This is a genomic window from Pseudomonas sp. Yb2C2 (assembly GCF_052112325.1).
GTDB lineage: Bacteria > Pseudomonadota > Gammaproteobacteria > Pseudomonadales > Pseudomonadaceae > Aquipseudomonas > Aquipseudomonas marginalis.
The window spans coordinates 238,854-258,381 of the sequence record NZ_JAVAJK010000008.1; the positions used below are offsets into that span (position 1 = coordinate 238,854).

Sequence of the window (19,528 nt, forward strand, 5' to 3'; positions counted from 1 at the left end):
TCGGAGGTCACGGGACTAACGGCAGAAAAGTGAAGATTTCCGCAGAAAAGTAGCTGAAATAACGCAAAAACCGCCCAAATGAGGGCGGTTCTGCTTATCGTTTAGAGTCAGTTAAGCGATACACCCAGTGCCTTTGCGATTGCTTCTCCATAAGCAGGATCTGCCTTATAGAAGTGCCGCAGTTGACGCTGGACCACATCACTGGAGACACCGCTCATTGCGCCAGCGATGTTATTGGTGAGCAGTGCTTTCTGCTCATCATTCATCAGGCGGAACAGCGCACCTGCGTGGCTGTAGTAATCGGTGTCTTCGCGATGATCGTAACGATCAGCTGCACCGCTCAAAGCCAACGCTGGCTCGGCGTACTGAGGCGCTTGCTTGGGTGCTTCGGCGTAGCTGTTCGGTTCGTAGTTCGGAGTCGCACCACCATTGCTGCCAAATGCCATTGAGCCATCACGCTGGTAGCTGTTGACCGGGCTGCGCGGAGCATTCACCGGCAATTGCTGGTGGTTGGTACCCACACGGTAGCGGTGAGCATCTGCGTAAGCGAAAACCCGACCTTGGAGCATACGGTCTGGCGACAGGCCAACGCCTGGAACCATGTTGCTTGGGCCAAATGCAGCCTGCTCTACTTCAGCGAAGTAGTTCTGCGGGTTGCGGTTAAGTTCCAGCTCACCCACTTCAATCAACGGGAATTCTTTCTGCGACCAGGTTTTGGTCACATCAAACGGATTCTCGTAATGGGCGTTCGCCTGGGCCTCGGTCATGATCTGGATACAGACCCGCCATTTCGGGAAGTCACCGCGCTCGATCGCACCAAACAGATCCCGCTGGGCGTAATCAGGATCAGTACCGGCCAAACGGGCCGCTTCAGCCGGTGCCAGGTTCTTGATGCCTTGCTTGGTTTTGTAGTGCCACTTCACCCAGTGCCGCTCGCCGCTGGCGTTAATCAAGCTGTAGGTGTGGCTGCCAAAGCCGTGCATATGACGGTAGCCATCGGGAATACCACGGTCCGAAAACAGAATGGTGACCTGGTGCAGCGCCTCTGGGGAGTGCGACCAGAAGTCCCACATCATTTGCGCGCTTTTCAGGTTGCTTTGCGGCAACCGCTTCTGAGTGTGGATGAAATCTGGGAATTTCAGCGGATCGCGTATGAAGAACACTGGTGTGTTGTTACCCACGATGTCCCAATTACCTTCTTCGGTGTAGAACTTCAAGGCGAAACCACGAGGGTCGCGCTCTGTGTCCGCCGACCCACGCTCCCCCCCCACAGTGGAGAAACGCAGGAACGTTGGAGTTTTCTTACCAACGGATTCGAACAATTTGGCGCTGGTGTACTGGGTGATGTCCCGGGTGACCGTGAAGGTCCCGTAGGCACCCGACCCCTTGGCGTGTACGCGACGCTCAGGGATGTTTTCACGGTTGAAATGGGCAAGTTTCTCGATCAGGTGAAAATCGTCAAGAAGCAGCGGGCCGCGCGGGCCGGCTGAACGGGAATTCTGGTTATCCGCAACGGGAGCGCCGCTGGCGGTGGTAAGGATTTTATTCTGGCTCATGCTCAATTTTCCTCAGGTCGGACTTGGAACTGCCGGCTAATCGGCTTGGAGGGAGTATTGACCATCAACATGACACCTACAAATTCATTAAATTGTAAGCTTCAATAGAAAATAACTAACAATACCCCCGCGCACATAGTGCTGAGCGCTATCTGAGGAAGCTTGTACAAATCGCGCTTTTGTTACGCGCACAAAAAACCGGGCACTAGGCCCGGTTCTTCGTTACAGCTTGTCGTCTTACTCGGCGCTTACAGCTTCGCCGGCAGTAGCACGATCAACCAACTCGACGTACGCCATAGGCGCGTTGTCGCCAGCGCGGAAACCGCACTTGAGGATGCGCAGGTAGCCACCCTCACGGGTAGCGTAACGCTTGCCCAGGTCGTTGAAGAGCTTACCAACGATAGCTTTCGAACGAGTACGGTCGAAAGCCAGACGGCGGTTAGCCAGGCTGTCTGTCTTGGCCAAAGTGATCAGCGGCTCAGCAACGCGACGCAGTTCTTTAGCTTTCGGCAGTGTAGTTTTGATCAGCTCGTGCTCGAACAGCGACACCGCCATGTTTTGAAACATGGCCTTGCGGTGCGAGCTGGTACGGCTCAGGTGACGACCACTTTTACGATGACGCATGGTTCATTCCTTACCAAACTCACGTTCGGTGATTACGACGATCAGGCAGTCGCCTTGTCGTCCTTCTTAAGACTTGCAGGCGGCCAGTTGTCGAGGCGCATGCCGAGGGACAGACCGCGGGAGGCCAGAACGTCCTTGATTTCAGTCAAGGATTTCTTGCCCAGGTTCGGAGTCTTCAACAGTTCTACTTCGGTACGCTGAATCAGGTCGCCGATGTAGTAAATGTTTTCCGCCTTAAGGCAGTTAGCCGAACGTACAGTCAGTTCCAGATCGTCAACCGGGCGAAGCAGGATCGGATCGATCTCGTCTTCCTGCTCGATTACCACTGGTTCACTGTCACCTTTGAGGTCGACGAACGCAGCCAACTGCTGTTGCAGAATGGTTGCAGCGCGGCGGATAGCCTCTTCAGGATCCAGAGTACCGTTGGTTTCCAGATCAATAACCAGCTTGTCCAGGTTAGTACGCTGCTCGACACGGGCGTTTTCCACCACGTATGCGATACGGCGAACCGGGCTGAACGAAGAGTCAAGCTGCAAGCGACCAATGCTGCGGCTTTCGTCTTCATCGCTCTGACGCGAGTCGGCCGGTTCATAACCACGACCACGAGCTACGGTGAGCTTCATGTTCAGGGCGCCGTTAGACGCCAGGTTAGCGATTACGTGATCGGGGTTAACGATCTCGACATCATGATCCAGCTGAATATCGGCAGCGGTAACCACCCCCGAACCCTTCTTCGACAAGGTCAGCGTAACTTCGTCACGGCCGTGCAGCTTGATAGCCAGACCTTTAAGGTTCAACAGGATTTCAATTACGTCTTCCTGTACACCTTCGATGGCGCTGTACTCGTGGAGCACACCGTCAATCTCGGCCTCGACTACTGCACAGCCGGGCATTGAGGACAACAGGATGCGGCGCAGCGCGTTGCCCAGGGTGTGGCCAAAACCACGCTCGAGAGGCTCGAGAGTGATCTTGGCGCGGGTTGGACTGACAACCTGCACATCAATGTGGCGGGGTGTCAGGAACTCATTTACCGAAATCTGCATGGATGCACCTATTTTCTAGCCCTTACTTGGAGTAGAGCTCGACAATCAGGCTTTCGTTGATGTCGGCGGACAGATCACTGCGAGCAGGAACGTTCTTGAAAACGCCCGACTTCTTCTCAGTGTCTACTTCTACCCATTCTACGCGGCCACGTTGGGCACACAGATCGAGAGCTTGGACAATGCGAAGTTGGTTTTTTGCTTTCTCGCGAACTGCGACCACGTCACCAGCACGAACCTGGTAGGACGGAACGTTTACGGTCTGACCGTTAACGCTGATCGACTTGTGCGATACCAGCTGACGGGATTCGGCACGAGTCGAACCAAAGCCCATACGGTATACAACGTTGTCCAGACGGCATTCGAGCAGTTGCAGCAGGTTTTCACCGGTTGCACCTTTCTTGCCAGCAGCTTCTTTGTAGTAGCCGCTGAACTGACGCTCGAGAACGCCGTAGATACGGCGGACCTTCTGCTTTTCACGCAGTTGGGTGCCGTAATCGGACTGGCGACCGCGGCGTTGGCCGTGGATACCAGGTGCTGCTTCAATGTTGCACTTCGATTCGATCGCGCGCACGCCGCTCTTCAGGAAGAGATCGGTGCCTTCGCGACGAGCGAGTTTGCATTTTGGACCAATGTAACGAGCCATTCTTTACAATCTCCTGGATTACACGCGGCGCTTCTTCGGCGGACGGCACCCGTTGTGCGGGATTGGCGTCACGTCGGTGATGCTGGCGATCTTATAGCCACAGCCGTTCAAAGCACGGACAGCAGACTCACGACCTGGACCTGGACCTTTGACGTTAACGTCGAGGTTTTTCAGGCCATATTCCAGCGCAGCTTGACCAGCACGTTCAGCAGCTACTTGAGCAGCAAACGGGGTGGACTTGCGGGAACCGCGGAAACCCGAACCACCGGAGGTAGCCCAAGAAAGCGCGTTACCTTGACGGTCGGTGATGGTCACGATGGTGTTGTTAAAAGATGCATGGATGTGGGCGATGCCATCAACCACTGTCTTTTTAACTTTTTTACGAGGACGAGCAGCAGGTTTTGCCATGATAATTTTCCTGTCGATTCGCTGGGGCGATTACTTGCGGATCGGCTTACGCGGACCTTTACGGGTACGCGCGTTAGTCTTGGTACGCTGACCGCGTACTGGAAGACCACGACGATGACGCAGACCGCGATAGCAACCGAGGTCCATCAAACGCTTGATTTTCATGTTGATTTCGCGACGCAGGTCACCTTCAGTGGTGAACTTCGCCACTTCGCCACGCAGCAATTCAATCTGCTCGTCGCTCAGATCCTTGATCTTAGCGGCTGGGTTTACCCCAGCAACTGCGCAAATTTTCTGCGCAGTAGTGCGACCAACACCATAGATGTAGGTCAGCGAGATAACAGTGTGCTTGTTATCTGGAATGTTAACGCCTGCAATACGGGCCATTCAGTGGGACTCCAATTGACAGCTACCTACGCCCCGGAAGCCAAGAAATAGGGCGCGAGATAATATCGCTGTAATAACAAATAATCAACCCGGCAGCGCACTAGCTGCCGGGCTTCAAGCGGATCACACTCAGCCTTGGCGCTGTTTGTGACGCGGTTCCGCGCTGCAAATTACTCGAACAACACCTTCGCGGCGAATAATCTTGCAGTTACGGCACAGCTTTTTCACCGATGCACGAACTTTCATCACCAACTCCTCGAACCTTATGGGTACTCAGCGCAACATGCCGCTGCCGTAACCCTTCAGGTTGGCTTTCTTCATCAGGGATTCGTACTGGTGCGAAACGAGGTGCGATTGTACTTGGGACATGAAGTCCATCACAACCACGACCACGATCAGCAACGAGGTCCCGCCAAGGTAGAACGGAACGTTTGCTGCAACCACCAGGAACTGGGGCAACAAGCACACGGCCGTCATATATAGAGCACCGAACAGGGTCAAACGAGTCAGAACGCCATCAATGTAGCGTGCCGACTGCTCACCTGGACGAATACCCGGAATAAAGGCACCGGACTTCTTCAGGTTTTCCGCTACGTCTTTCGGATTGAACATCAACGCCGTATAGAAGAAGCAGAAGAAAATAATCCCTGCACTAAACAGCAGAATATTCAACGGCTGACCAGGAGCGATCGACTGAGAGAGGTCCTGCAGCCAGCCCATATTTTCAGACTGACCAAACCAGGTACCCAACGAAGCCGGAAACAGCAAAATGCTGCTCGCGAAAATTGCCGGAATAACACCGGCCATATTCACTTTCAGCGGCAAGTGGCTGGTCTGCGCAGCAAAAACCTTACGGCCCTGCTGACGCTTGGCGTAGTGAACAGCAATACGACGCTGGCCACGCTCAATGAACACCACAAAACCGATAATCGCTACTGCCAGCAAACCGATGGCAACCAGGGCGAAGATATTGATATCACCCTGACGTGCAGACTCGAAAGACTGCCCGATTGCTCTCGGAAGACCGGCGACGATACCTGCGAAAATCAACATCGAGATACCGTTACCAACACCACGCTCAGTAATCTGCTCACCCAGCCACATCATGAACATCGCACCAGCCACAAACGTGGATACCGCGACGAAATGGAAGCCAAAGTCACCAGTGAACGCAACACCCTGCCCCGCCAGGCCAACGGACATGCCGATAGCCTGAACCAGGGCGAGGATGACAGTGCCGTAGCGGGTGTACTGGCTAATCTTGCGACGGCCAGCTTCACCTTCCTTCTTCAACTGCTCCAGCTGCGGGCTGACGGCGGTCATCAGCTGCATGATGATCGATGCCGAGATGTACGGCATGATCCCCAGTGCAAAAATGCTCATCCGTTCCAGCGCACCGCCAGAAAACATGTTGAACAAGCTAAGAATGGTCCCCTCATTCTGTCGAAACAGGTCTGCGAGTCGGTCCGGGTTGATACCTGGAACCGGGATGTGTGCGCCTATTCGGTAGACGATAATCGCCAGGAACAGAAAACGCAGACGAGCCCAAAGTTCAGACATACCGCCTTTGCCGAGCGCTGAGAGAGCACCTTGCTTAGCCATTTATTCCTCGAACTTGCCGCCAGCTGCTTCGATAGCCGAACGCGCACCTTTGGTGGCGCCGATTCCCTTGCCGATAGTGACAGCGCGAGTCACTTCACCGGACAGCATGATTTTCACACGCTGTACGTTGACGTTGATCACGTTGGCATCTTTCAGGGTCTGCACAGTAACGATGTCGCCTTCCACTTTAGCCAGCTCGGACAGACGCACTTCTGCGCGGTCCATGGCCTTCAGGGAAACGAAGCCGAACTTAGGCAGGCGACGATGCAGCGGCTGTTGACCGCCTTCAAAGCCTGGAGCAATGGTGCCACCGGAGCGGGAGGTTTGACCTTTGTGGCCGCGGCCACCAGTCTTACCCAAACCGCTACCGATACCACGGCCCGGACGATGCTTTTCGCGACGGGAACCCGGCGCTGGACTCAGATCATTGAGTTTCATCGATTAACCCTCGACACGCAGCATGTAGTAAGCCTTGTTGATCATCCCGCGATTCTCGGGAGTATCCTGGACTTCTACAGTGTGACCGATGCGACGCAGACCCAAACCCTTAACGCACAATTTGTGGTTAGGGATGCGGCCGGTCATGCTTTTGATCAGCGTTACTTTAACGGTAGCCATGATCAGAAGATCTCCTTGACGCTTTTGCCACGCTTGGCGGCAATGGATTCAGGAGATTGCATAGCTTTCAAACCCTTGAAAGTGGCGTGAACCACGTTTACCGGGTTAGTCGAGCCATAGCACTTGGCCAGAACGTTCTGAACACCAGCAACCTCGAGGACAGCACGCATAGCGCCGCCAGCGATGATACCGGTACCTTCAGAAGCAGGCTGCATGTACACCTTCGAAGCGCCATGAGCGGACTTCATTGCGTACTGCAGCGTGGTGCCGTTCAGATCAACTTGGATCATGTTGCGACGAGCAGCTTCCATTGCCTTCTGGATCGCAGCAGGCACTTCACGTGACTTGCCACGGCCGAAGCCAACACGCCCTTTACCATCACCCACCACGGTCAACGCGGTGAAAGTGAAGATACGGCCGCCTTTAACGGTTTTGGCTACGCGGTTAACTTGAACCAGCTTCTCAATGTAGCCTTCGTCGCGCTTTTGGTCGTTATTTGACATAACTTAGAACTCCAGCCCAGCTTCACGAGCAGCATCAGCCAGCGCTTTAACGCGGCCGTGGTACTTGAAGCCAGAGCGGTCGAAAGCCACTTGCGAGACGCCAGCGGCCTTAGCACGCGTAGCGACCAGCTGGCCAACCTTTGTGGCCGCGTCGATGTTGCCAGTGGCACCATCACGCAGTTCTTTATCCAAAGTCGAGGCGCTGGCCAGGACTTTGTTGCCGTCGGCCGAGATGACCTGGGCGTAGATGTGCTGCGACGAGCGGAACACGCAGAGACGCACGACTTCGAGTTCGTGCATTTTCAGGCGTGCTTTGCGAGCGCGACGCAGTCGAGTAACTTTTTTGTCGGTCATTTGCTATGCCCTACTTCTTCTTGGCTTCTTTACGACGGACGACTTCGTCCGCGTAGCGCACACCTTTGCCTTTGTACGGCTCTGGTGGACGGAAGTCGCGGATCTCAGCAGCCACTTGACCTACCAGTTGCTTATCGATGCCCTTGATCAGGATATCGGTCTGGCTAGGAGTCTCAGCGGTGATGCCTTCCGGCAGTTCGTAATCCACTGGGTGCGAGAAGCCAAGGGCCAGGTTCAAAACCGTGCCTTTTGCTTGCGCTTTGTAACCAACACCGACCAGCTGGAGCTTACGCTCGAAGCCTTGGCTTACGCCTTGGACCATGTTGTTTACCAACGCACGCGTGGTACCAGCCATTGCGCGAGTTTGTTGATCGCCATTGCGAGCAGCGAAACGCAGCTCACCAGCTTCTTCAACGATCTCAACGGACGAATGGATATTCAGTTCAAGAGTGCCCTTGGCACCCTTCACCGAAAGCTGTTGGCCTGCGAATTTGACTTCGACACCGGCTGGCAGCTTAACGGGGTTCTTAGCGACGCGAGACATGCTTATCCCCCCTTAGAACACAGTGCAAAGAACTTCGCCGCCGACACCGGCAGCGCGCGCAGCACGATCCGTCATCACACCTTTGTTGGTGGAGACGATAGACACGCCCAGACCGCCACGAACTTTCGGCAGATCTTCAGCGGACTTGTACTGACGCAGGCCTGGACGGCTAACGCGCTTCACTTCCTCGATGACCGAACGGCCTTCGAAGTACTTCAGCTCGATGGACAGCAGTGGTTTGATTTCGCTGCTGATCTGATAACCCGCAATGTAGCCTTCGTCTTTCAGGACTTTGGCAACAGCAACCTTCAACTTGGAAGATGGCATGCTTACGACGGACTTTTCAGCCATCTGGGCATTACGGATACGAGTTAGCATGTCCGCTAACGGGTCCTGCATACTCATGGGCTAGACGCTCCTAATACAAAAAAATTAGCCTTGCGGCTACATATGTCGCTGAGAATCTCCGGGTAAAAAAACACGGGCTCAGGCGAGCCGCGTATTTTAGACACACTCCGGAAATGAAACAAGCCCCAAAAGGGGCTTGTTCCAGATTCAGGGTCACCGGCGGTCAGTATCTTTCGATTCGGACCACCTGGACGCTGAAAGTACTTACCAGCTGGCTTTAACCAGACCTGGTACGTCACCACGCATTGCCGCTTCACGCAGTTTGTTACGGCCGAGGCCGAACTTGCGGTAAACGCCGTGTGGACGACCGGTCAGGCGGCAGCGGTTACGCATGCGCGAAGCGCTTGCGTCACGTGGCTGCTTCTGCAGGGCAACTGTAGCTTCCCAACGCGCTTCTGGACTTGCGTTCAGATCAACGATGATTGCTTTCAGTGCTGCACGCTTCTTGGCGTACTTGGCAACCGTGAGCTGACGCTTCAGCTCGCGGTTTTTCATGCTCATCTTGGCCATGGTCCTACTCCAATCAGTTGCGGAACGGGAATTTGAAAGCACGCAACAGGGCGCGACCTTCATCATCGTTCTTGGCAGTGGTGGTCAGGGTGATGTCCAGACCGCGGAGAGCATCGATCTTGTCGTAGTCGATTTCCGGGAAGATGATCTGCTCTTTCACGCCCATGCTGTAGTTACCACGACCATCGAAGGACTTGGCATTCAGGCCGCGGAAGTCGCGAACCCGAGGCAGGGAGATCGACAGCAGACGATCCAGGAATTCGTACATACGCTCACGGCGCAGAGTCACTTTGACGCCGATCGGCCAACCTTCACGGACTTTAAAGCCAGCGATGGATTTGCGAGCGTAGGTCACAACGACTTTCTGGCCGGTGATCTTTTCCAGGTCAGCAACAGCGTGCTCGATGACTTTTTTGTCACCGATCGCTTCGCCCAGACCCATGTTCAGGGTGATTTTGGTAACGCGCGGAACTTCCATCACGTTCCCAAGCTTAAGTTCTTCCTTAAGCTTAGGGGCGATTTCCTTCCGGTAAATCTCTTGTAGTCGTGCCATGGTCTAATCTACCTAGCAGTGTTCAAGCATCAACCGCTTTTTGGGTCGACTTGAAGACACGAATTTTCTTACCGTCTTCTACTTTGAAACCAACGCGGTCAGCCTTGTTGGTTTCGCCGTTGAAGATGGCGACGTTAGAAGCGTCCAGCGGAGCTTCTTTCTCGACGATACCGCCCTGCACGCCCGACATCGGGTTAGGCTTGGTATGACGCTTGACCAGGTTCAGACCACCGATAACCAGACGGTTATTAGCGAGAACCTTAAGCACCTTACCGCGCTTACCTTTGTCTTTGCCGGCGATCACGATGATCTCGTCGTCACGACGAATCTTTTGCATGTCGGATCTCCTTACAGCACTTCTGGGGCGAGCGAGACGATCTTCATGAACTTCTCAGTACGAAGTTCACGGGTCACTGGCCCAAAGATACGGGTGCCGATCGGCTCTTGCTTGTTGTTCAGAAGAACAGCAGCGTTGCCATCAAAGCGGATAATGGAGCCATCTGCACGACGTACGCCGTGACGAGTGCGGACTACAACAGCAGTCATCACTTGGCCTTTTTTCACTTTACCGCGAGGAATTGCTTCCTTGACGGTAACTTTGATGATGTCACCGATACCAGCGTAACGACGATGGGAGCCACCCAGCACCTTGATGCACATAACACGGCGAGCGCCGCTGTTATCGGCCACATCGAGCATGGATTGAGTCTGAATCATATAATTTCTCCGACCCCTAGTCCTTAGACTTCCACAGCGCGTTCGAGAACATCAACCAATGCCCAAGACTTGGTCTTGGCCAGCGGACGAGTTTCACGAATAGTGACTTTGTCGCCGATGTGGCACTGGTTGGTTTCGTCGTGCGCGTGCAGCTTAGTCGAACGCTTAACATATTTACCGTAGATCGGGTGCTTAACGCGACGCTCGATCAAAACGGTGATGGTTTTGTCCATCTTGTCGCTGACAACACGGCCAGTCAGCGTACGGACAGTCTTTTCGGCTTCAGCCATGATCACTTACCTGCCTGCTGGTTGAGCACAGTCTTCACGCGAGCGATGTCACGCTTAACTTGCGAGAGCAGATGAGACTGCCCCAACTGGCCAGTTGCTTTCTGCATGCGCAGATTGAACTGGTCGCGCAGCAGGCCGAGCAGTTGCTCGTTCAGCTGCTGTGCGGATTTTTCACGAAGTTCATTCGCTTTCATCACATCACCGTCCGTTTAACAAAGGCGGTGGCGAGCGGCAGCTTTGCAGCAGCCAGGGCAAAAGCCTCACGCGCCAGCTCTTCAGTTACACCCTCGATTTCATACAGGACTTTGCCTGGCTGAATCTGGGCTACCCAGTATTCCACGTTACCCTTACCTTTACCCATCCGAACCTCGAGAGGCTTTTTGGAGATCGGCTTGTCCGGGAATACACGGATCCAGATCTTGCCGCCACGTTTAACGTGACGGGTCAGTGCACGACGCGCTGACTCGATCTGACGAGCGGTGAGACGACCACGAGCTACAGACTTCAGCGCGAACTCGCCGAAGCTGACTTTGCTACCGCGCTGAGCCAGACCACGGTTGTGGCCTGTCATCTGCTTGCGGAACTTCGTACGCTTTGGTTGCAACATTTGGCGTACCCCTTACTTAGCAGCTTTTTTACGAGGCGCTGGTGCTTGTGGTTTCAGTTCTTCTTGGCGACCACCAATTACTTCGCCTTTGAAGATCCAAACCTTTACACCGATCACACCGTAAGTGGTGTGAGCTTCGTAGTTGGCATAGTCGATGTCGGCACGCAGGGTGTGCAGTGGCACACGACCTTCGCGATACCATTCAGTACGTGCGATTTCAGCACCGCCGAGACGACCGCTCACTTGGATTTTGATGCCTTTGGCACCAATGCGCATGGCGTTCTGTACGGCGCGCTTCATAGCGCGACGGAACATTACGCGACGCTCCAGCTGCTGAGCTACGCTCTGCGCAACCAGCATACCGTCGAGCTCCGGCTTGCGGATCTCTTCGATATTGATGTGCACAGGCACACCCATTTGCTTGGTCAGGTCCTGACGCAGTTTCTCAACATCTTCACCTTTCTTCCCGATAACGATACCTGGACGAGCGGTGTGGATGGTGATACGTGCAGTTTGCGCCGGACGATGGATATCGATACGGCTTACGGACGCGCTTTTTAGTTTGTCTTGGAGATACTCACGCACCTTCAGATCAGCGAACAAATAGTCCGCATAAGTCCGACCGTCTGCGTACCAGACGGAGGTGTGCTCCTTGACGATTCCCAGGCGAATGCCAATGGGATGTACTTTCTGACCCATCTCTTCGACTCCGTTACTTGTCAGCAACCTTGACAGTGATATGGCAAGACCGCTTGACGATGCGATCAGCACGGCCTTTGGCACGTGGCATGATGCGCTTCAGCGAACGCCCTTCGTTGACGAAAACGGTGCTGACCTTCAGGTCATCAACGTCTGCGCCTTCGTTATGCTCGGCGTTGGCTACGGCCGACTCCAGCACTTTCTTCATGATCTCGGCGGCTTTCTTACTGCTGAAAGCCAACAGGTTGAGCGCTTCGCCCACCTTCTTCCCGCGGATCTGGTCGGCGACCAAGCGGGCTTTCTGGGCGGAGATTCGAGCGCCCGACAACTTAGCGGCTACTTCCATTTCCTTACCCCTTAACGCTTGGCTTTCTTGTCTGCCACGTGCCCACGATAAGTGCGGGTACCGGCAAACTCGCCTAGTTTGTGGCCGACCATGTCTTCGTTAACGAGAACTGGGACGTGCAGACGACCGTTGTGTACAGCGATGGTCAGACCGACCATTTGTGGCAGGATCATCGAACGACGCGACCAGGTCTTAACTGGTTTGCGATCGTTCTTTTCCGCCGCCACTTCGATCTTCTTCAGTAGGTGAAGATCAATAAAAGGACCTTTTTTCAGAGAACGTGGCACTGTCGTATCCCTCTATTTACTTGCGACGACGGACGATCATTTTGTCGGTACGCTTATTACCACGAGTCTTCGCGCCCTTAGTCGGGAAGCCCCATGGCGATACCGGATGACGACCACCAGAGGTACGACCTTCACCACCACCGTGTGGGTGGTCAACCGGGTTCATGGCAACACCACGAACGGTTGGGCGAACGCCACGCCAGCGTTTGGCACCAGCTTTACCCAGCGAACGCAGGCTGTGCTCGGAGTTCGAGACTTCACCCAGGGTCGCACGGCATTCAGCCAGCACTTTACGCATCTCACCAGAACGCAGACGCAGGGTCACGTAGACACCTTCACGAGCGATCAGCTGAGCCGAAGCACCAGCGGAACGAGCGATTTGCGCGCCTTTACCTGGCTTCAATTCGATGCCGTGTACGGTGCTACCAACTGGAATGTTACGCAGTTGCAGAGCGTTGCCCGGCTTGATCGGTGCCAGGGCACCTGCGATCAGCTGGTCGCCAGCACTCACGCCTTTAGGCGCGATGATGTAGCGGCGCTCGCCATCTGCGTACAGCAGCAGAGCGATGTGAGCAGTACGGTTTGGATCGTATTCGATACGCTCGACAGTGGCAGCGATGCCATCTTTGTCGTTGCGACGGAAGTCGACCAGACGATAATGCTGCTTATGGCCACCACCAATGTGACGAGTGGTAATACGACCATTGTTGTTACGACCACCAGTCTTCGATTTCTTCTCGAGCAGCGGTGCGTGAGGAGCGCCTTTATGCAGCTCCTGGTTGACCACCTTGACCACAAAACGGCGGCCAGGGGAAGTCGGTTTGCATTTAACGATTGCCATGATGCACCCCTTCCTTACTCAGCACTGCTGCTGAAATCGAGATCTTGGCCTGGCTGAAGGGAGATAACTGCCTTCTTCCAGTCATTACGCTTGCCCAGACCGCGAGCAGTGCGCTTGCTCTTACCCAGAACATTCAGGGTAGTAACACGCTCAACTTTCACGCTGAACAGGCTTTCGACGGCCTTCTTGATTTCCAGCTTGGTTGCGTCAGTTGCAACCTTGAAAACGAACTGGCCTTTCTTGTCAGCCAGAACCGTAGCCTTTTCGGAAACGTGCGGGCCAAGCAGAACTTTAAATACGCGTTCCTGGTTCATCCCAGCAGCTCCTCGAATTTCTTCACGGCCGACACGGTGATCAACACCTTGTCGTATGCGATCAGACTAACTGGATCGGAACCTTGCACGTCACGTACATCAACGTGTGGCAGGTTACGAGCAGCCAGGTACAGGTTCTGATCAACAGCTTCAGACACGATCAAAACGTCGGTCAGGCTCATGTTGTTCAGTTTGCCCAGCAGATCTTTGGTTTTTGGACTTTCAACAGCGAAGTCCTGAACCACGACCAGGCGATCAGTACGCACGAGTTCAGCAAGGATGGAGCGCAGTGCTGCGCGATACATCTTCTTGTTGAGCTTCTGAGAGTGATCCTGCGGACGAGCTGCGAAAGTGGTACCGCCGCCGCGCCAGATTGGGCTACGGATAGTACCGGCACGAGCACGGCCAGTACCTTTCTGACGCCAAGGGCGCTTACCGCCACCACGAACGTCGGAACGGGTCTTTTGCTGCTTGCTACCTTGACGGCCGCCGGCCATGTAGGCCACGACTGCTTGGTGAACCAGCGTCTCGTTGAATTCGCCGCCAAATGTCAGTTCGGAAACTTCGATCGCTTGAGCGTCATTTACATTTAATTGCATGTCAGCTTCCCCTTAACCGCGAGCCTTGGCCGCTGGACGTACAACCAGGTTGCCGCCAGTAGCGCCAGGAACAGCACCCTTGACCAACAACAGATTGCGTTCAGCGTCGACGCGCACTACTTCGAGGGACTGCACGGTCACGCGCTCAGCGCCCATATGACCGGACATTTTTTTGCCCTTGAATACACGACCAGGAGTCTGGCACTGGCCAATAGAGCCCGGGACGCGGTGGGAAACGGAGTTACCGTGAGTGTTGTCTTGACCACGGAAATTCCAACGCTTGATCGTACCCTGGAAGCCTTTACCCTTGGACTGACCGGTTACATCAACCAGTTGACCAGCGGCGAAGATTTCAGCGTTGATCAGATCGCCAGCCTGGTAGTCGCCTTCTTCAAGACGGAACTCCATGACAGTACGACCAGCTGCAACGTTTGCTTTAGCGAAGTGACCTGCTTGAGCAGCAGTCACACGCGAAGCGCGACGCTCGCCGACAGTGACTTGCACTGCACGATAGCCATCGGTTTCTTCAGTTTTGAACTGGGTGACGCGATTCGGCTCGATCTCAATGACCGTAACCGGAATGGAGACACCTTCTTCGGTGAAAATACGGGTCATACCGCATTTACGACCGACTACACCAATAGTCATGTTGTAAACCTCATGAGTGTACGGGGCTTTCACCCGCTATGGCCGCCCATTTCAGAGCGTTACACGACTAAGACCCAAGTCTTAGCCGAGGCTGATCTGTACTTCCACACCGGCCGCCAGATCAAGCTTCATAAGAGCATCAACGGTTTTATCCGTTGGCTGGACGATGTCCAGTACGCGCTTATGAGTACGGATCTCGTACTGGTCACGCGCGTCTTTGTTGACGTGCGGGGAGACCAGAACGGTGAACCGCTCTTTACGGGTAGGCAGTGGAATTGGACCACGCACTTGAGCACCAGTACGTTTCGCGGTTTCCACGATTTCCTGGGTGGATTGGTCGATCAGGCGATGGTCAAAAGCCTTCAACCTGATACGGATTTGCTGATTTTGCATTGGATTTCAGACTCCGGCTGCTATTCCCAGCGAGCGCAATACGCCCGTTAAAAGGAGGCGCAATTCTATAGACGCCCTAGATAGGTGTCAACCCAATAAAAAAGCCCCCGCTGAGCGGGGGCTTTTCAAAGCATCGAAGCTATCTCAGAAGAGACGCTTACTCGATGATTTTAGCTACAACACCAGCACCAACGGTACGGCCGCCTTCACGGATAGCGAAGCGCAGACCGTCTTCCATTGCGATGGTCTTGATCAGGGTAACTTCCATTTGGATGTTATCGCCTGGCATTACCATTTCAACGCCTTCTGGCAGCTGGCAGTTACCAGTCACGTCAGTAGTACGGAAGTAGAACTGTGGACGGTAGCCTTTGAAGAACGGAGTGTGACGACCGCCTTCTTCCTTGCTCAGAACGTAAACTTCTGCGGTGAACTTGGTGTGCGGCTTAACCGAACCTGGCTTAACCAGAACCTGGCCACGCTCAACGTCGTCACGCTTGGTACCACGCAGCAGAACGCCGCAGTTCTCGCCAGCACGACCTTCGTCGAGCAGCTTGCGGAACATTTCAACACCAGTGCAGACAGTGTTGGTAGTGTCACGCAGACCAACGATTTCCAGCGCATCTTGAACGCGAACGATACCGCGCTCGATACGACCAGTCACAACAGTACCACGACCGGAGATCGAGAATACGTCTTCGATTGGCATCAGGAACGGCTTGTCGGTCAGACGAACTGGTTCTGGGATGTAGCTGTCCAGGGTTTCAACCAGTTTACGAACGGCAGTGGTGCCCATTTCGTTATCGTCTTTGCCTTCCAGCGCCATACGAGCGGAACCGATGATGATCGGAGTGTCGTCGCCTGGGAAGTCGTAAGTGCTCAGCAGATCGCGCACTTCCATCTCAACCAGTTCCAGCAGCTCAGCGTCGTCTACCAGGTCAGCCTTGTTCAGGAAAACCACGATGTACGGAACGCCTACCTGACGGGACAGCAGGATGTGCTCACGGGTTTGTGGCATCGGACCATCAGCGGCCGAGCAAACCAGGATCGCGCCGTCCATCTGGGCAGCACCAGTGATCATGTTCTTCACATAGTCAGCGTGACCTGGGCAGTCAACGTGAGCGTAGTGACGGATCTTCGAGTTGTACTCGACGTGCGCGGTGTTGATGGTGATACCACGAGCTTTTTCTTCTGGAGCGCTGTCGATTTTATCGAAATCAACGACTGCAGAACCGAAAACCTCGGAGCAGACGCGAGTCAGAGCTGCGGTCAGAGTGGTTTTACCGTGGTCAACGTGACCGATAGTGCCAACGTTGACGTGCGGTAGGGAACGATCAAATTTTTCTTTAGCCACGACAATTAACTCCTTGCCTAAAGGACTGAATCAGCCTTGTTTTTTGGATACAGTTTCAGCGATGTGCGCCGGAGCTGTGTTGTATTTTTTGAATTCCATAGAGTAGCTTGCGCGACCCTGGGACATGGAGCGAACGTCGGTCGCATAACCGAACATCTCACCCAACGGAACCTCGGCGCGAATCACCTTGCCGGAAACCGTGTCTTCCATACCCAAGATCATGCCGCGACGACGGTTAAGGTCGCCCATGACATCACCCATATAGTCTTCAGGTGTAACAACTTCTACCGCCATGATTGGCTCAAGCAACTCACCACCGCCCTTCTGGGCCAGTTGCTTGGTTGCCATGGAAGCAGCCACCTTAAACGCCATCTCGTTGGAGTCGACGTCGTGGTAAGAACCGTCAAAAACGGTTGCTTTCAGGCCGATCAGCGGATAGCCGGCAACAACACCGTTCTTCATCTGCTCTTCGATACCCTTCTGGATAGCAGGGATGTATTCCTTAGGAACAACACCACCCACTACTTCGTTCACGAATTGCAGACCTTCCTGACCTTCGTCAGCAGGAGCAAAACGGATCCAGCAGTGACCGAACTGACCACGACCGCCGGACTGACGAACGAACTTGCCTTCGATTTCGCAGTTCTTCGTGATGCGCTCACGATAGGAAACCTGAGGCTTACCGATGTTGGCTTCGACGTTGAACTCACGGCGCATCCGGTCAACCAGGATGTCCAGGTGCAACTCGCCCATGCCAGAGATGATCGTTTGACCAGTCTCTTCATCAGTTTTGACGCGGAAAGATGGATCTTCCTGAGCAAGCTTGCCCAGAGCGATACCCATTTTTTCCTGGTCATCCTTGGTCTTAGGCTCAACGGCAACCGAAATAACCGGCTCCGGGAAGTCCATGCGAACCAGGATGATTGGCTTGGCAGCGTCGCACAAAGTCTCACCAGTGGTGACGTCCTTCATGCCGATCAAGGCCGCGATGTCACCAGCGCGCACTTCCTTGATCTCTTCACGGGCGTTTGCGTGCATTTGCACCATACGACCCACACGCTCTTTCTTGCCTTTGACCGAGTTGATCACGCCGTCGCCGGAGGCCAACACGCCCGAGTAAACGCGGACGAAGGTCAGAGTACCCACGAATGGGTCGGTAGCGATCTTGAACGCCAGAGCCGAGAACGGCTCGCTGTCGTCAGCATGACGCTCCATCTCTTCTTCCTCGTTATCAGGGTTGGTACCCTTGATAGCAGGAATGTCGGTTGGAGCAGGCAGATAGTCGATCACGGCGTCGAGAACCAGGGGAACACCCTTGTTCTTGAAGGAAGAACCGCAAACAGCCAAGACGATCTCACCAGCGATAGTACGCTGACGCAGAGCGGCCTTGATTTCCACGTTGGTGAGTTCTTCACCTTCGAGGTACTTGTTCATCAGCTCTTCGCTGGCTTCGGCGGCAGCCTCAACCATGTTGTTGCGCCACTCGTCAGCCAGTTCCTGCAATTCTGCAGGGATAGGCTTGCGAACAGGAACCATACCTTTGTCAGCGTCATTCCAGTAGACCGCTTCCATGTTGATCAGATCGATCTGACCCTGGAAGTTGTCTTCGGAACCGATAGCCAATTGGATTGGCACCGGAGTATGACCCAGACGCTGCTTGATCTGACCGATCACGCGCAGGAAGTTGGCACCAGCACGGTCCATCTTGTTTACATAAACAAGACGTGGAACGCCGTATTTGTTGGCTTGACGCCATACGGTTTCCGACTGAGGCTCGACACCCGAGGTACCGCAGAACACAACGACAGCGCCGTCGAGTACGCGCAGGGAACGTTCAACTTCAATAGTGAAGTCTACGTGGCCTGGGGTATCGATAACGTTGAAGCGGTGCTCATCTTTGTACTGCTTCTCGGAACCTTTCCAGAAGGCGGTAATAGCAGCAGAAGTAATGGTAATACCACGCTCCTGCTCCTGAACCATCCAGTCTGTGGTCGCGGCGCCATCATGCACCTCGCCCATTTTGTGACTTTTGCCGGTGTAAAACAGTACGCGCTCGGTCGTAGTGGTTTTACCAGCATCCACGTGAGCAACGATACCGATGTTACGGTAGCGGCTAATCGGAGTAGTACGAGCCATAAAGCCCTCGCAAAATTAGTGAAGCTAAGATTAGAAGCGGTAGTGCGAGAAAGCTTTGTTAGCTTCAGCCATACGGTGCACGTCTTCACGCTTCTTAACAGCAGCACCTTTACCTTCAGCAGCGTCCAACAGTTCGCCGGCCAAACGCAGAGCCATAGACTTCTCGCCGCGCTTACGGGCGAAGTCTACCAACCAGCGCATTGCCAGAGCGTTACGACGGGACGGACGAACTTCGACCGGAACCTGGTAAGTAGCACCGCCTACACGGCGCGACTTCACTTCGACCAGCGGAGCGATGGCGTCGAGAGCTTTCTCGAAGATTTCCAGGGGGTCGCTGTTCTTGCGTTCTTTAACCTTTTCCAGCGCGCCATAAACGATACGCTCGGCAACGGCTTTCTTGCCGCTTTCCATCACGTGGTTCATGAACTTGGCCAGAATTTGGCTTCCGTATTTTGGATCGTCAAGCACTTCGCGCTTGGCTGCTACGCGTCTTCTTGGCATGGATAAGCCCTCAAACGGTCTTCAGGTTCGCTCGGAATCGGTGCCC

32 protein-coding genes are annotated in these 19,528 nt (G+C 54.3%); all 32 read right to left on the bottom strand.

Translation table 11 applies throughout. The features are described from left to right. Nucleotides 1-107 precede the first annotated feature (107 nt). Complete coding sequence (locus Q8X51_RS13865) at nt 108-1,556, bottom strand: catalase (RefSeq protein WP_407693862.1); 1,449 nt, start codon at nt 1,554-1,556, stop codon at nt 108-110. Nucleotides 1,557-1,793: 237 nt separating this feature from the next. Continuing rightward, nucleotides 1,794-2,180 carry a 50S ribosomal protein L17 gene (gene rplQ / locus Q8X51_RS13870; RefSeq protein ID WP_003176402.1) on the bottom strand — a complete coding sequence of 129 codons (387 nt, stop codon included), beginning with the start codon at nt 2,178-2,180 and terminating at the stop codon, nt 1,794-1,796. 41 nt (nt 2,181-2,221) lie between these two features. After that, nucleotides 2,222-3,223, bottom strand: a complete 1,002-nt coding sequence (locus Q8X51_RS13875; protein ID WP_003176403.1) for a DNA-directed RNA polymerase subunit alpha — start codon at nt 3,221-3,223, stop codon at nt 2,222-2,224. Nucleotides 3,224-3,245: 22 nt separating this feature from the next. Beyond that, nucleotides 3,246-3,866 (bottom strand): 30S ribosomal protein S4, encoded by a 621-nt coding sequence (gene rpsD, locus Q8X51_RS13880; protein WP_003176404.1) that lies wholly within the window; start codon nt 3,864-3,866, stop codon nt 3,246-3,248. An 18-nt stretch (nt 3,867-3,884) separates the two neighbouring features. Next, the gene (gene rpsK / locus Q8X51_RS13885) at nt 3,885-4,274 is read right to left on the bottom strand and encodes a 30S ribosomal protein S11 (RefSeq protein ID WP_002555466.1); all 390 of its coding nucleotides are present in this window, start codon (nt 4,272-4,274) and stop codon (nt 3,885-3,887) included. A 30-nt stretch (nt 4,275-4,304) separates the two neighbouring features. After that, nucleotides 4,305-4,661: a 30S ribosomal protein S13 gene (gene rpsM, locus Q8X51_RS13890; protein ID WP_024077676.1), complete on the bottom strand. Its 357-nt coding sequence runs from the start codon at nt 4,659-4,661 to the stop codon at nt 4,305-4,307. A 129-nt stretch (nt 4,662-4,790) separates the two neighbouring features. Beyond that, entirely contained in the window at nt 4,791-4,907 is a 117-nt protein-coding gene (gene rpmJ / locus Q8X51_RS13895) for a 50S ribosomal protein L36 (protein ID WP_002555468.1), read from the bottom strand. Between the two features lie 27 nt (nt 4,908-4,934). Beyond that, nucleotides 4,935-6,263, bottom strand: coding sequence for a preprotein translocase subunit SecY (gene secY, locus Q8X51_RS13900; RefSeq protein ID WP_003176406.1), 1,329 nt, complete (start codon nt 6,261-6,263; stop codon nt 4,935-4,937). Next, nucleotides 6,264-6,701: a 50S ribosomal protein L15 gene (gene rplO / locus Q8X51_RS13905; RefSeq protein ID WP_003176407.1), complete on the bottom strand. Its 438-nt coding sequence runs from the start codon at nt 6,699-6,701 to the stop codon at nt 6,264-6,266. Between the two features lie 3 nt (nt 6,702-6,704). Next, entirely contained in the window at nt 6,705-6,881 is a 177-nt protein-coding gene (rpmD, locus tag Q8X51_RS13910; protein WP_003176408.1) for a 50S ribosomal protein L30, read from the bottom strand. Between the two features lie 2 nt (nt 6,882-6,883). After that, entirely contained in the window at nt 6,884-7,384 is a 501-nt protein-coding gene (gene rpsE / locus Q8X51_RS13915) for a 30S ribosomal protein S5 (RefSeq protein WP_003186035.1), read from the bottom strand. A gap of 3 nt (nt 7,385-7,387) precedes the next feature. Next, nucleotides 7,388-7,738, bottom strand: a complete 351-nt coding sequence (gene rplR, locus Q8X51_RS13920; protein WP_003186037.1) for a 50S ribosomal protein L18 — start codon at nt 7,736-7,738, stop codon at nt 7,388-7,390. A gap of 10 nt (nt 7,739-7,748) precedes the next feature. Then, nucleotides 7,749-8,282, bottom strand: coding sequence for a 50S ribosomal protein L6 (gene rplF, locus Q8X51_RS13925; RefSeq protein ID WP_003176412.1), 534 nt, complete (start codon nt 8,280-8,282; stop codon nt 7,749-7,751). A 12-nt stretch (nt 8,283-8,294) separates the two neighbouring features. Then, entirely contained in the window at nt 8,295-8,687 is a 393-nt protein-coding gene (rpsH, locus tag Q8X51_RS13930) for a 30S ribosomal protein S8 (RefSeq protein WP_003176413.1), read from the bottom strand. Between the two features lie 207 nt (nt 8,688-8,894). After that, nucleotides 8,895-9,200 (bottom strand): 30S ribosomal protein S14, encoded by a 306-nt coding sequence (gene rpsN / locus Q8X51_RS13935; protein ID WP_003176414.1) that lies wholly within the window; start codon nt 9,198-9,200, stop codon nt 8,895-8,897. Nucleotides 9,201-9,213: 13 nt separating this feature from the next. Beyond that, nucleotides 9,214-9,753, bottom strand: coding sequence for a 50S ribosomal protein L5 (gene rplE / locus Q8X51_RS13940; RefSeq protein WP_003194642.1), 540 nt, complete (start codon nt 9,751-9,753; stop codon nt 9,214-9,216). 22 nt (nt 9,754-9,775) lie between these two features. Next, nucleotides 9,776-10,090 (bottom strand): 50S ribosomal protein L24, encoded by a 315-nt coding sequence (rplX, locus tag Q8X51_RS13945; protein ID WP_003176416.1) that lies wholly within the window; start codon nt 10,088-10,090, stop codon nt 9,776-9,778. Between the two features lie 11 nt (nt 10,091-10,101). Beyond that, on the bottom strand, nt 10,102-10,470 hold the full coding sequence (rplN, locus tag Q8X51_RS13950) for a 50S ribosomal protein L14 (RefSeq protein WP_002555479.1): 369 nt from the start codon (nt 10,468-10,470) through the stop codon (nt 10,102-10,104). A 23-nt stretch (nt 10,471-10,493) separates the two neighbouring features. Next, complete coding sequence (rpsQ, locus tag Q8X51_RS13955; protein ID WP_003176419.1) at nt 10,494-10,760, bottom strand: 30S ribosomal protein S17; 267 nt, start codon at nt 10,758-10,760, stop codon at nt 10,494-10,496. 2 nt (nt 10,761-10,762) lie between these two features. Then, nucleotides 10,763-10,954, bottom strand: coding sequence for a 50S ribosomal protein L29 (gene rpmC, locus Q8X51_RS13960; RefSeq protein ID WP_002555481.1), 192 nt, complete (start codon nt 10,952-10,954; stop codon nt 10,763-10,765). Beyond that, a complete protein-coding gene (gene rplP, locus Q8X51_RS13965) occupies nt 10,954-11,367 on the bottom strand; it encodes a 50S ribosomal protein L16 (protein WP_003232424.1) in 414 nt (137 codons plus the stop codon). Before rplP ends, rpmC begins: the two co-directional genes overlap by 1 nt. Nucleotides 11,368-11,379: 12 nt before the next feature. Next, the gene (gene rpsC / locus Q8X51_RS13970; protein ID WP_003176422.1) at nt 11,380-12,066 is read right to left on the bottom strand and encodes a 30S ribosomal protein S3; all 687 of its coding nucleotides are present in this window, start codon (nt 12,064-12,066) and stop codon (nt 11,380-11,382) included. Between the two features lie 13 nt (nt 12,067-12,079). Continuing rightward, nucleotides 12,080-12,412 carry a 50S ribosomal protein L22 gene (rplV, locus tag Q8X51_RS13975; RefSeq protein WP_003103908.1) on the bottom strand — a complete coding sequence of 111 codons (333 nt, stop codon included), beginning with the start codon at nt 12,410-12,412 and terminating at the stop codon, nt 12,080-12,082. A gap of 11 nt (nt 12,413-12,423) precedes the next feature. Next, entirely contained in the window at nt 12,424-12,699 is a 276-nt protein-coding gene (gene rpsS / locus Q8X51_RS13980) for a 30S ribosomal protein S19 (protein WP_003232420.1), read from the bottom strand. Nucleotides 12,700-12,715: 16 nt separating this feature from the next. Next, on the bottom strand, nt 12,716-13,540 hold the full coding sequence (gene rplB / locus Q8X51_RS13985; RefSeq protein WP_003210080.1) for a 50S ribosomal protein L2: 825 nt from the start codon (nt 13,538-13,540) through the stop codon (nt 12,716-12,718). A gap of 14 nt (nt 13,541-13,554) precedes the next feature. Then, entirely contained in the window at nt 13,555-13,854 is a 300-nt protein-coding gene (gene rplW / locus Q8X51_RS13990) for a 50S ribosomal protein L23 (protein WP_002555488.1), read from the bottom strand. Further along, nucleotides 13,851-14,453, bottom strand: coding sequence for a 50S ribosomal protein L4 (gene rplD, locus Q8X51_RS13995; RefSeq protein WP_003176424.1), 603 nt, complete (start codon nt 14,451-14,453; stop codon nt 13,851-13,853). The genes rplW and rplD overlap by 4 nt, the downstream gene beginning before the upstream one ends. A gap of 12 nt (nt 14,454-14,465) precedes the next feature. After that, nucleotides 14,466-15,101 carry a 50S ribosomal protein L3 gene (rplC, locus tag Q8X51_RS14000; protein WP_007253310.1) on the bottom strand — a complete coding sequence of 212 codons (636 nt, stop codon included), beginning with the start codon at nt 15,099-15,101 and terminating at the stop codon, nt 14,466-14,468. An 81-nt stretch (nt 15,102-15,182) separates the two neighbouring features. Then, nucleotides 15,183-15,494: a 30S ribosomal protein S10 gene (gene rpsJ, locus Q8X51_RS14005; protein ID WP_003186070.1), complete on the bottom strand. Its 312-nt coding sequence runs from the start codon at nt 15,492-15,494 to the stop codon at nt 15,183-15,185. 157 nt (nt 15,495-15,651) lie between these two features. After that, the gene (gene tuf, locus Q8X51_RS14010; RefSeq protein ID WP_027605166.1) at nt 15,652-16,845 is read right to left on the bottom strand and encodes an elongation factor Tu; all 1,194 of its coding nucleotides are present in this window, start codon (nt 16,843-16,845) and stop codon (nt 15,652-15,654) included. Between the two features lie 30 nt (nt 16,846-16,875). Further along, the gene (gene fusA / locus Q8X51_RS14015; RefSeq protein WP_003210087.1) at nt 16,876-18,981 is read right to left on the bottom strand and encodes an elongation factor G; all 2,106 of its coding nucleotides are present in this window, start codon (nt 18,979-18,981) and stop codon (nt 16,876-16,878) included. A gap of 30 nt (nt 18,982-19,011) precedes the next feature. Next, entirely contained in the window at nt 19,012-19,482 is a 471-nt protein-coding gene (rpsG, locus tag Q8X51_RS14020; RefSeq protein ID WP_002555493.1) for a 30S ribosomal protein S7, read from the bottom strand. Nucleotides 19,483-19,528: the final 46 nt, after the last annotated feature.

Coding starts and splice junctions, on each gene's coding strand:
- Q8X51_RS13865 (WP_407693862.1), bottom strand. CDS start 1,556: ATGAGCCAGAATAAAATCCTTACCACCGCCAGCGGCGCTCCCGTTGCG.
- rplQ (WP_003176402.1), bottom strand. CDS start 2,180: ATGCGTCATCGTAAAAGTGGTCGTCACCTGAGCCGTACCAGCTCGCAC.
- Q8X51_RS13875 (WP_003176403.1), bottom strand. CDS start 3,223: ATGCAGATTTCGGTAAATGAGTTCCTGACACCCCGCCACATTGATGTG.
- rpsD (WP_003176404.1), bottom strand. CDS start 3,866: ATGGCTCGTTACATTGGTCCAAAATGCAAACTCGCTCGTCGCGAAGGC.
- rpsK (WP_002555466.1), bottom strand. CDS start 4,274: ATGGCAAAACCTGCTGCTCGTCCTCGTAAAAAAGTTAAAAAGACAGTG.
- rpsM (WP_024077676.1), bottom strand. CDS start 4,661: ATGGCCCGTATTGCAGGCGTTAACATTCCAGATAACAAGCACACTGTT.
- rpmJ (WP_002555468.1), bottom strand. CDS start 4,907: ATGAAAGTTCGTGCATCGGTGAAAAAGCTGTGCCGTAACTGCAAGATT.
- secY (WP_003176406.1), bottom strand. CDS start 6,263: ATGGCTAAGCAAGGTGCTCTCTCAGCGCTCGGCAAAGGCGGTATGTCT.
- rplO (WP_003176407.1), bottom strand. CDS start 6,701: ATGAAACTCAATGATCTGAGTCCAGCGCCGGGTTCCCGTCGCGAAAAG.
- rpmD (WP_003176408.1), bottom strand. CDS start 6,881: ATGGCTACCGTTAAAGTAACGCTGATCAAAAGCATGACCGGCCGCATC.
- rpsE (WP_003186035.1), bottom strand. CDS start 7,384: ATGTCAAATAACGACCAAAAGCGCGACGAAGGCTACATTGAGAAGCTG.
- rplR (WP_003186037.1), bottom strand. CDS start 7,738: ATGACCGACAAAAAAGTTACTCGACTGCGTCGCGCTCGCAAAGCACGC.
- rplF (WP_003176412.1), bottom strand. CDS start 8,282: ATGTCTCGCGTCGCTAAGAACCCCGTTAAGCTGCCAGCCGGTGTCGAA.
- rpsH (WP_003176413.1), bottom strand. CDS start 8,687: ATGAGTATGCAGGACCCGTTAGCGGACATGCTAACTCGTATCCGTAAT.
- rpsN (WP_003176414.1), bottom strand. CDS start 9,200: ATGGCCAAGATGAGCATGAAAAACCGCGAGCTGAAGCGTCAGCTCACG.
- rplE (WP_003194642.1), bottom strand. CDS start 9,753: ATGGCACGACTACAAGAGATTTACCGGAAGGAAATCGCCCCTAAGCTT.
- rplX (WP_003176416.1), bottom strand. CDS start 10,090: ATGCAAAAGATTCGTCGTGACGACGAGATCATCGTGATCGCCGGCAAA.
- rplN (WP_002555479.1), bottom strand. CDS start 10,470: ATGATTCAGACTCAATCCATGCTCGATGTGGCCGATAACAGCGGCGCT.
- rpsQ (WP_003176419.1), bottom strand. CDS start 10,760: ATGGCTGAAGCCGAAAAGACTGTCCGTACGCTGACTGGCCGTGTTGTC.
- rpmC (WP_002555481.1), bottom strand. CDS start 10,954: ATGAAAGCGAATGAACTTCGTGAAAAATCCGCACAGCAGCTGAACGAG.
- rplP (WP_003232424.1), bottom strand. CDS start 11,367: ATGTTGCAACCAAAGCGTACGAAGTTCCGCAAGCAGATGACAGGCCAC.
- rpsC (WP_003176422.1), bottom strand. CDS start 12,066: ATGGGTCAGAAAGTACATCCCATTGGCATTCGCCTGGGAATCGTCAAG.
- rplV (WP_003103908.1), bottom strand. CDS start 12,412: ATGGAAGTAGCCGCTAAGTTGTCGGGCGCTCGAATCTCCGCCCAGAAA.
- rplB (WP_003210080.1), bottom strand. CDS start 13,540: ATGGCAATCGTTAAATGCAAACCGACTTCCCCTGGCCGCCGTTTTGTG.
- rplW (WP_002555488.1), bottom strand. CDS start 13,854: ATGAACCAGGAACGCGTATTTAAAGTTCTGCTTGGCCCGCACGTTTCC.
- rplD (WP_003176424.1), bottom strand. CDS start 14,453: ATGCAATTAAATGTAAATGACGCTCAAGCGATCGAAGTTTCCGAACTG.
- rplC (WP_007253310.1), bottom strand. CDS start 15,101: ATGACTATTGGTGTAGTCGGTCGTAAATGCGGTATGACCCGTATTTTC.
- rpsJ (WP_003186070.1), bottom strand. CDS start 15,494: ATGCAAAATCAGCAAATCCGTATCAGGTTGAAGGCTTTTGACCATCGC.
- fusA (WP_003210087.1), bottom strand. CDS start 18,981: ATGGCTCGTACTACTCCGATTAGCCGCTACCGTAACATCGGTATCGTT.
- rpsG (WP_002555493.1), bottom strand. CDS start 19,482: ATGCCAAGAAGACGCGTAGCAGCCAAGCGCGAAGTGCTTGACGATCCA.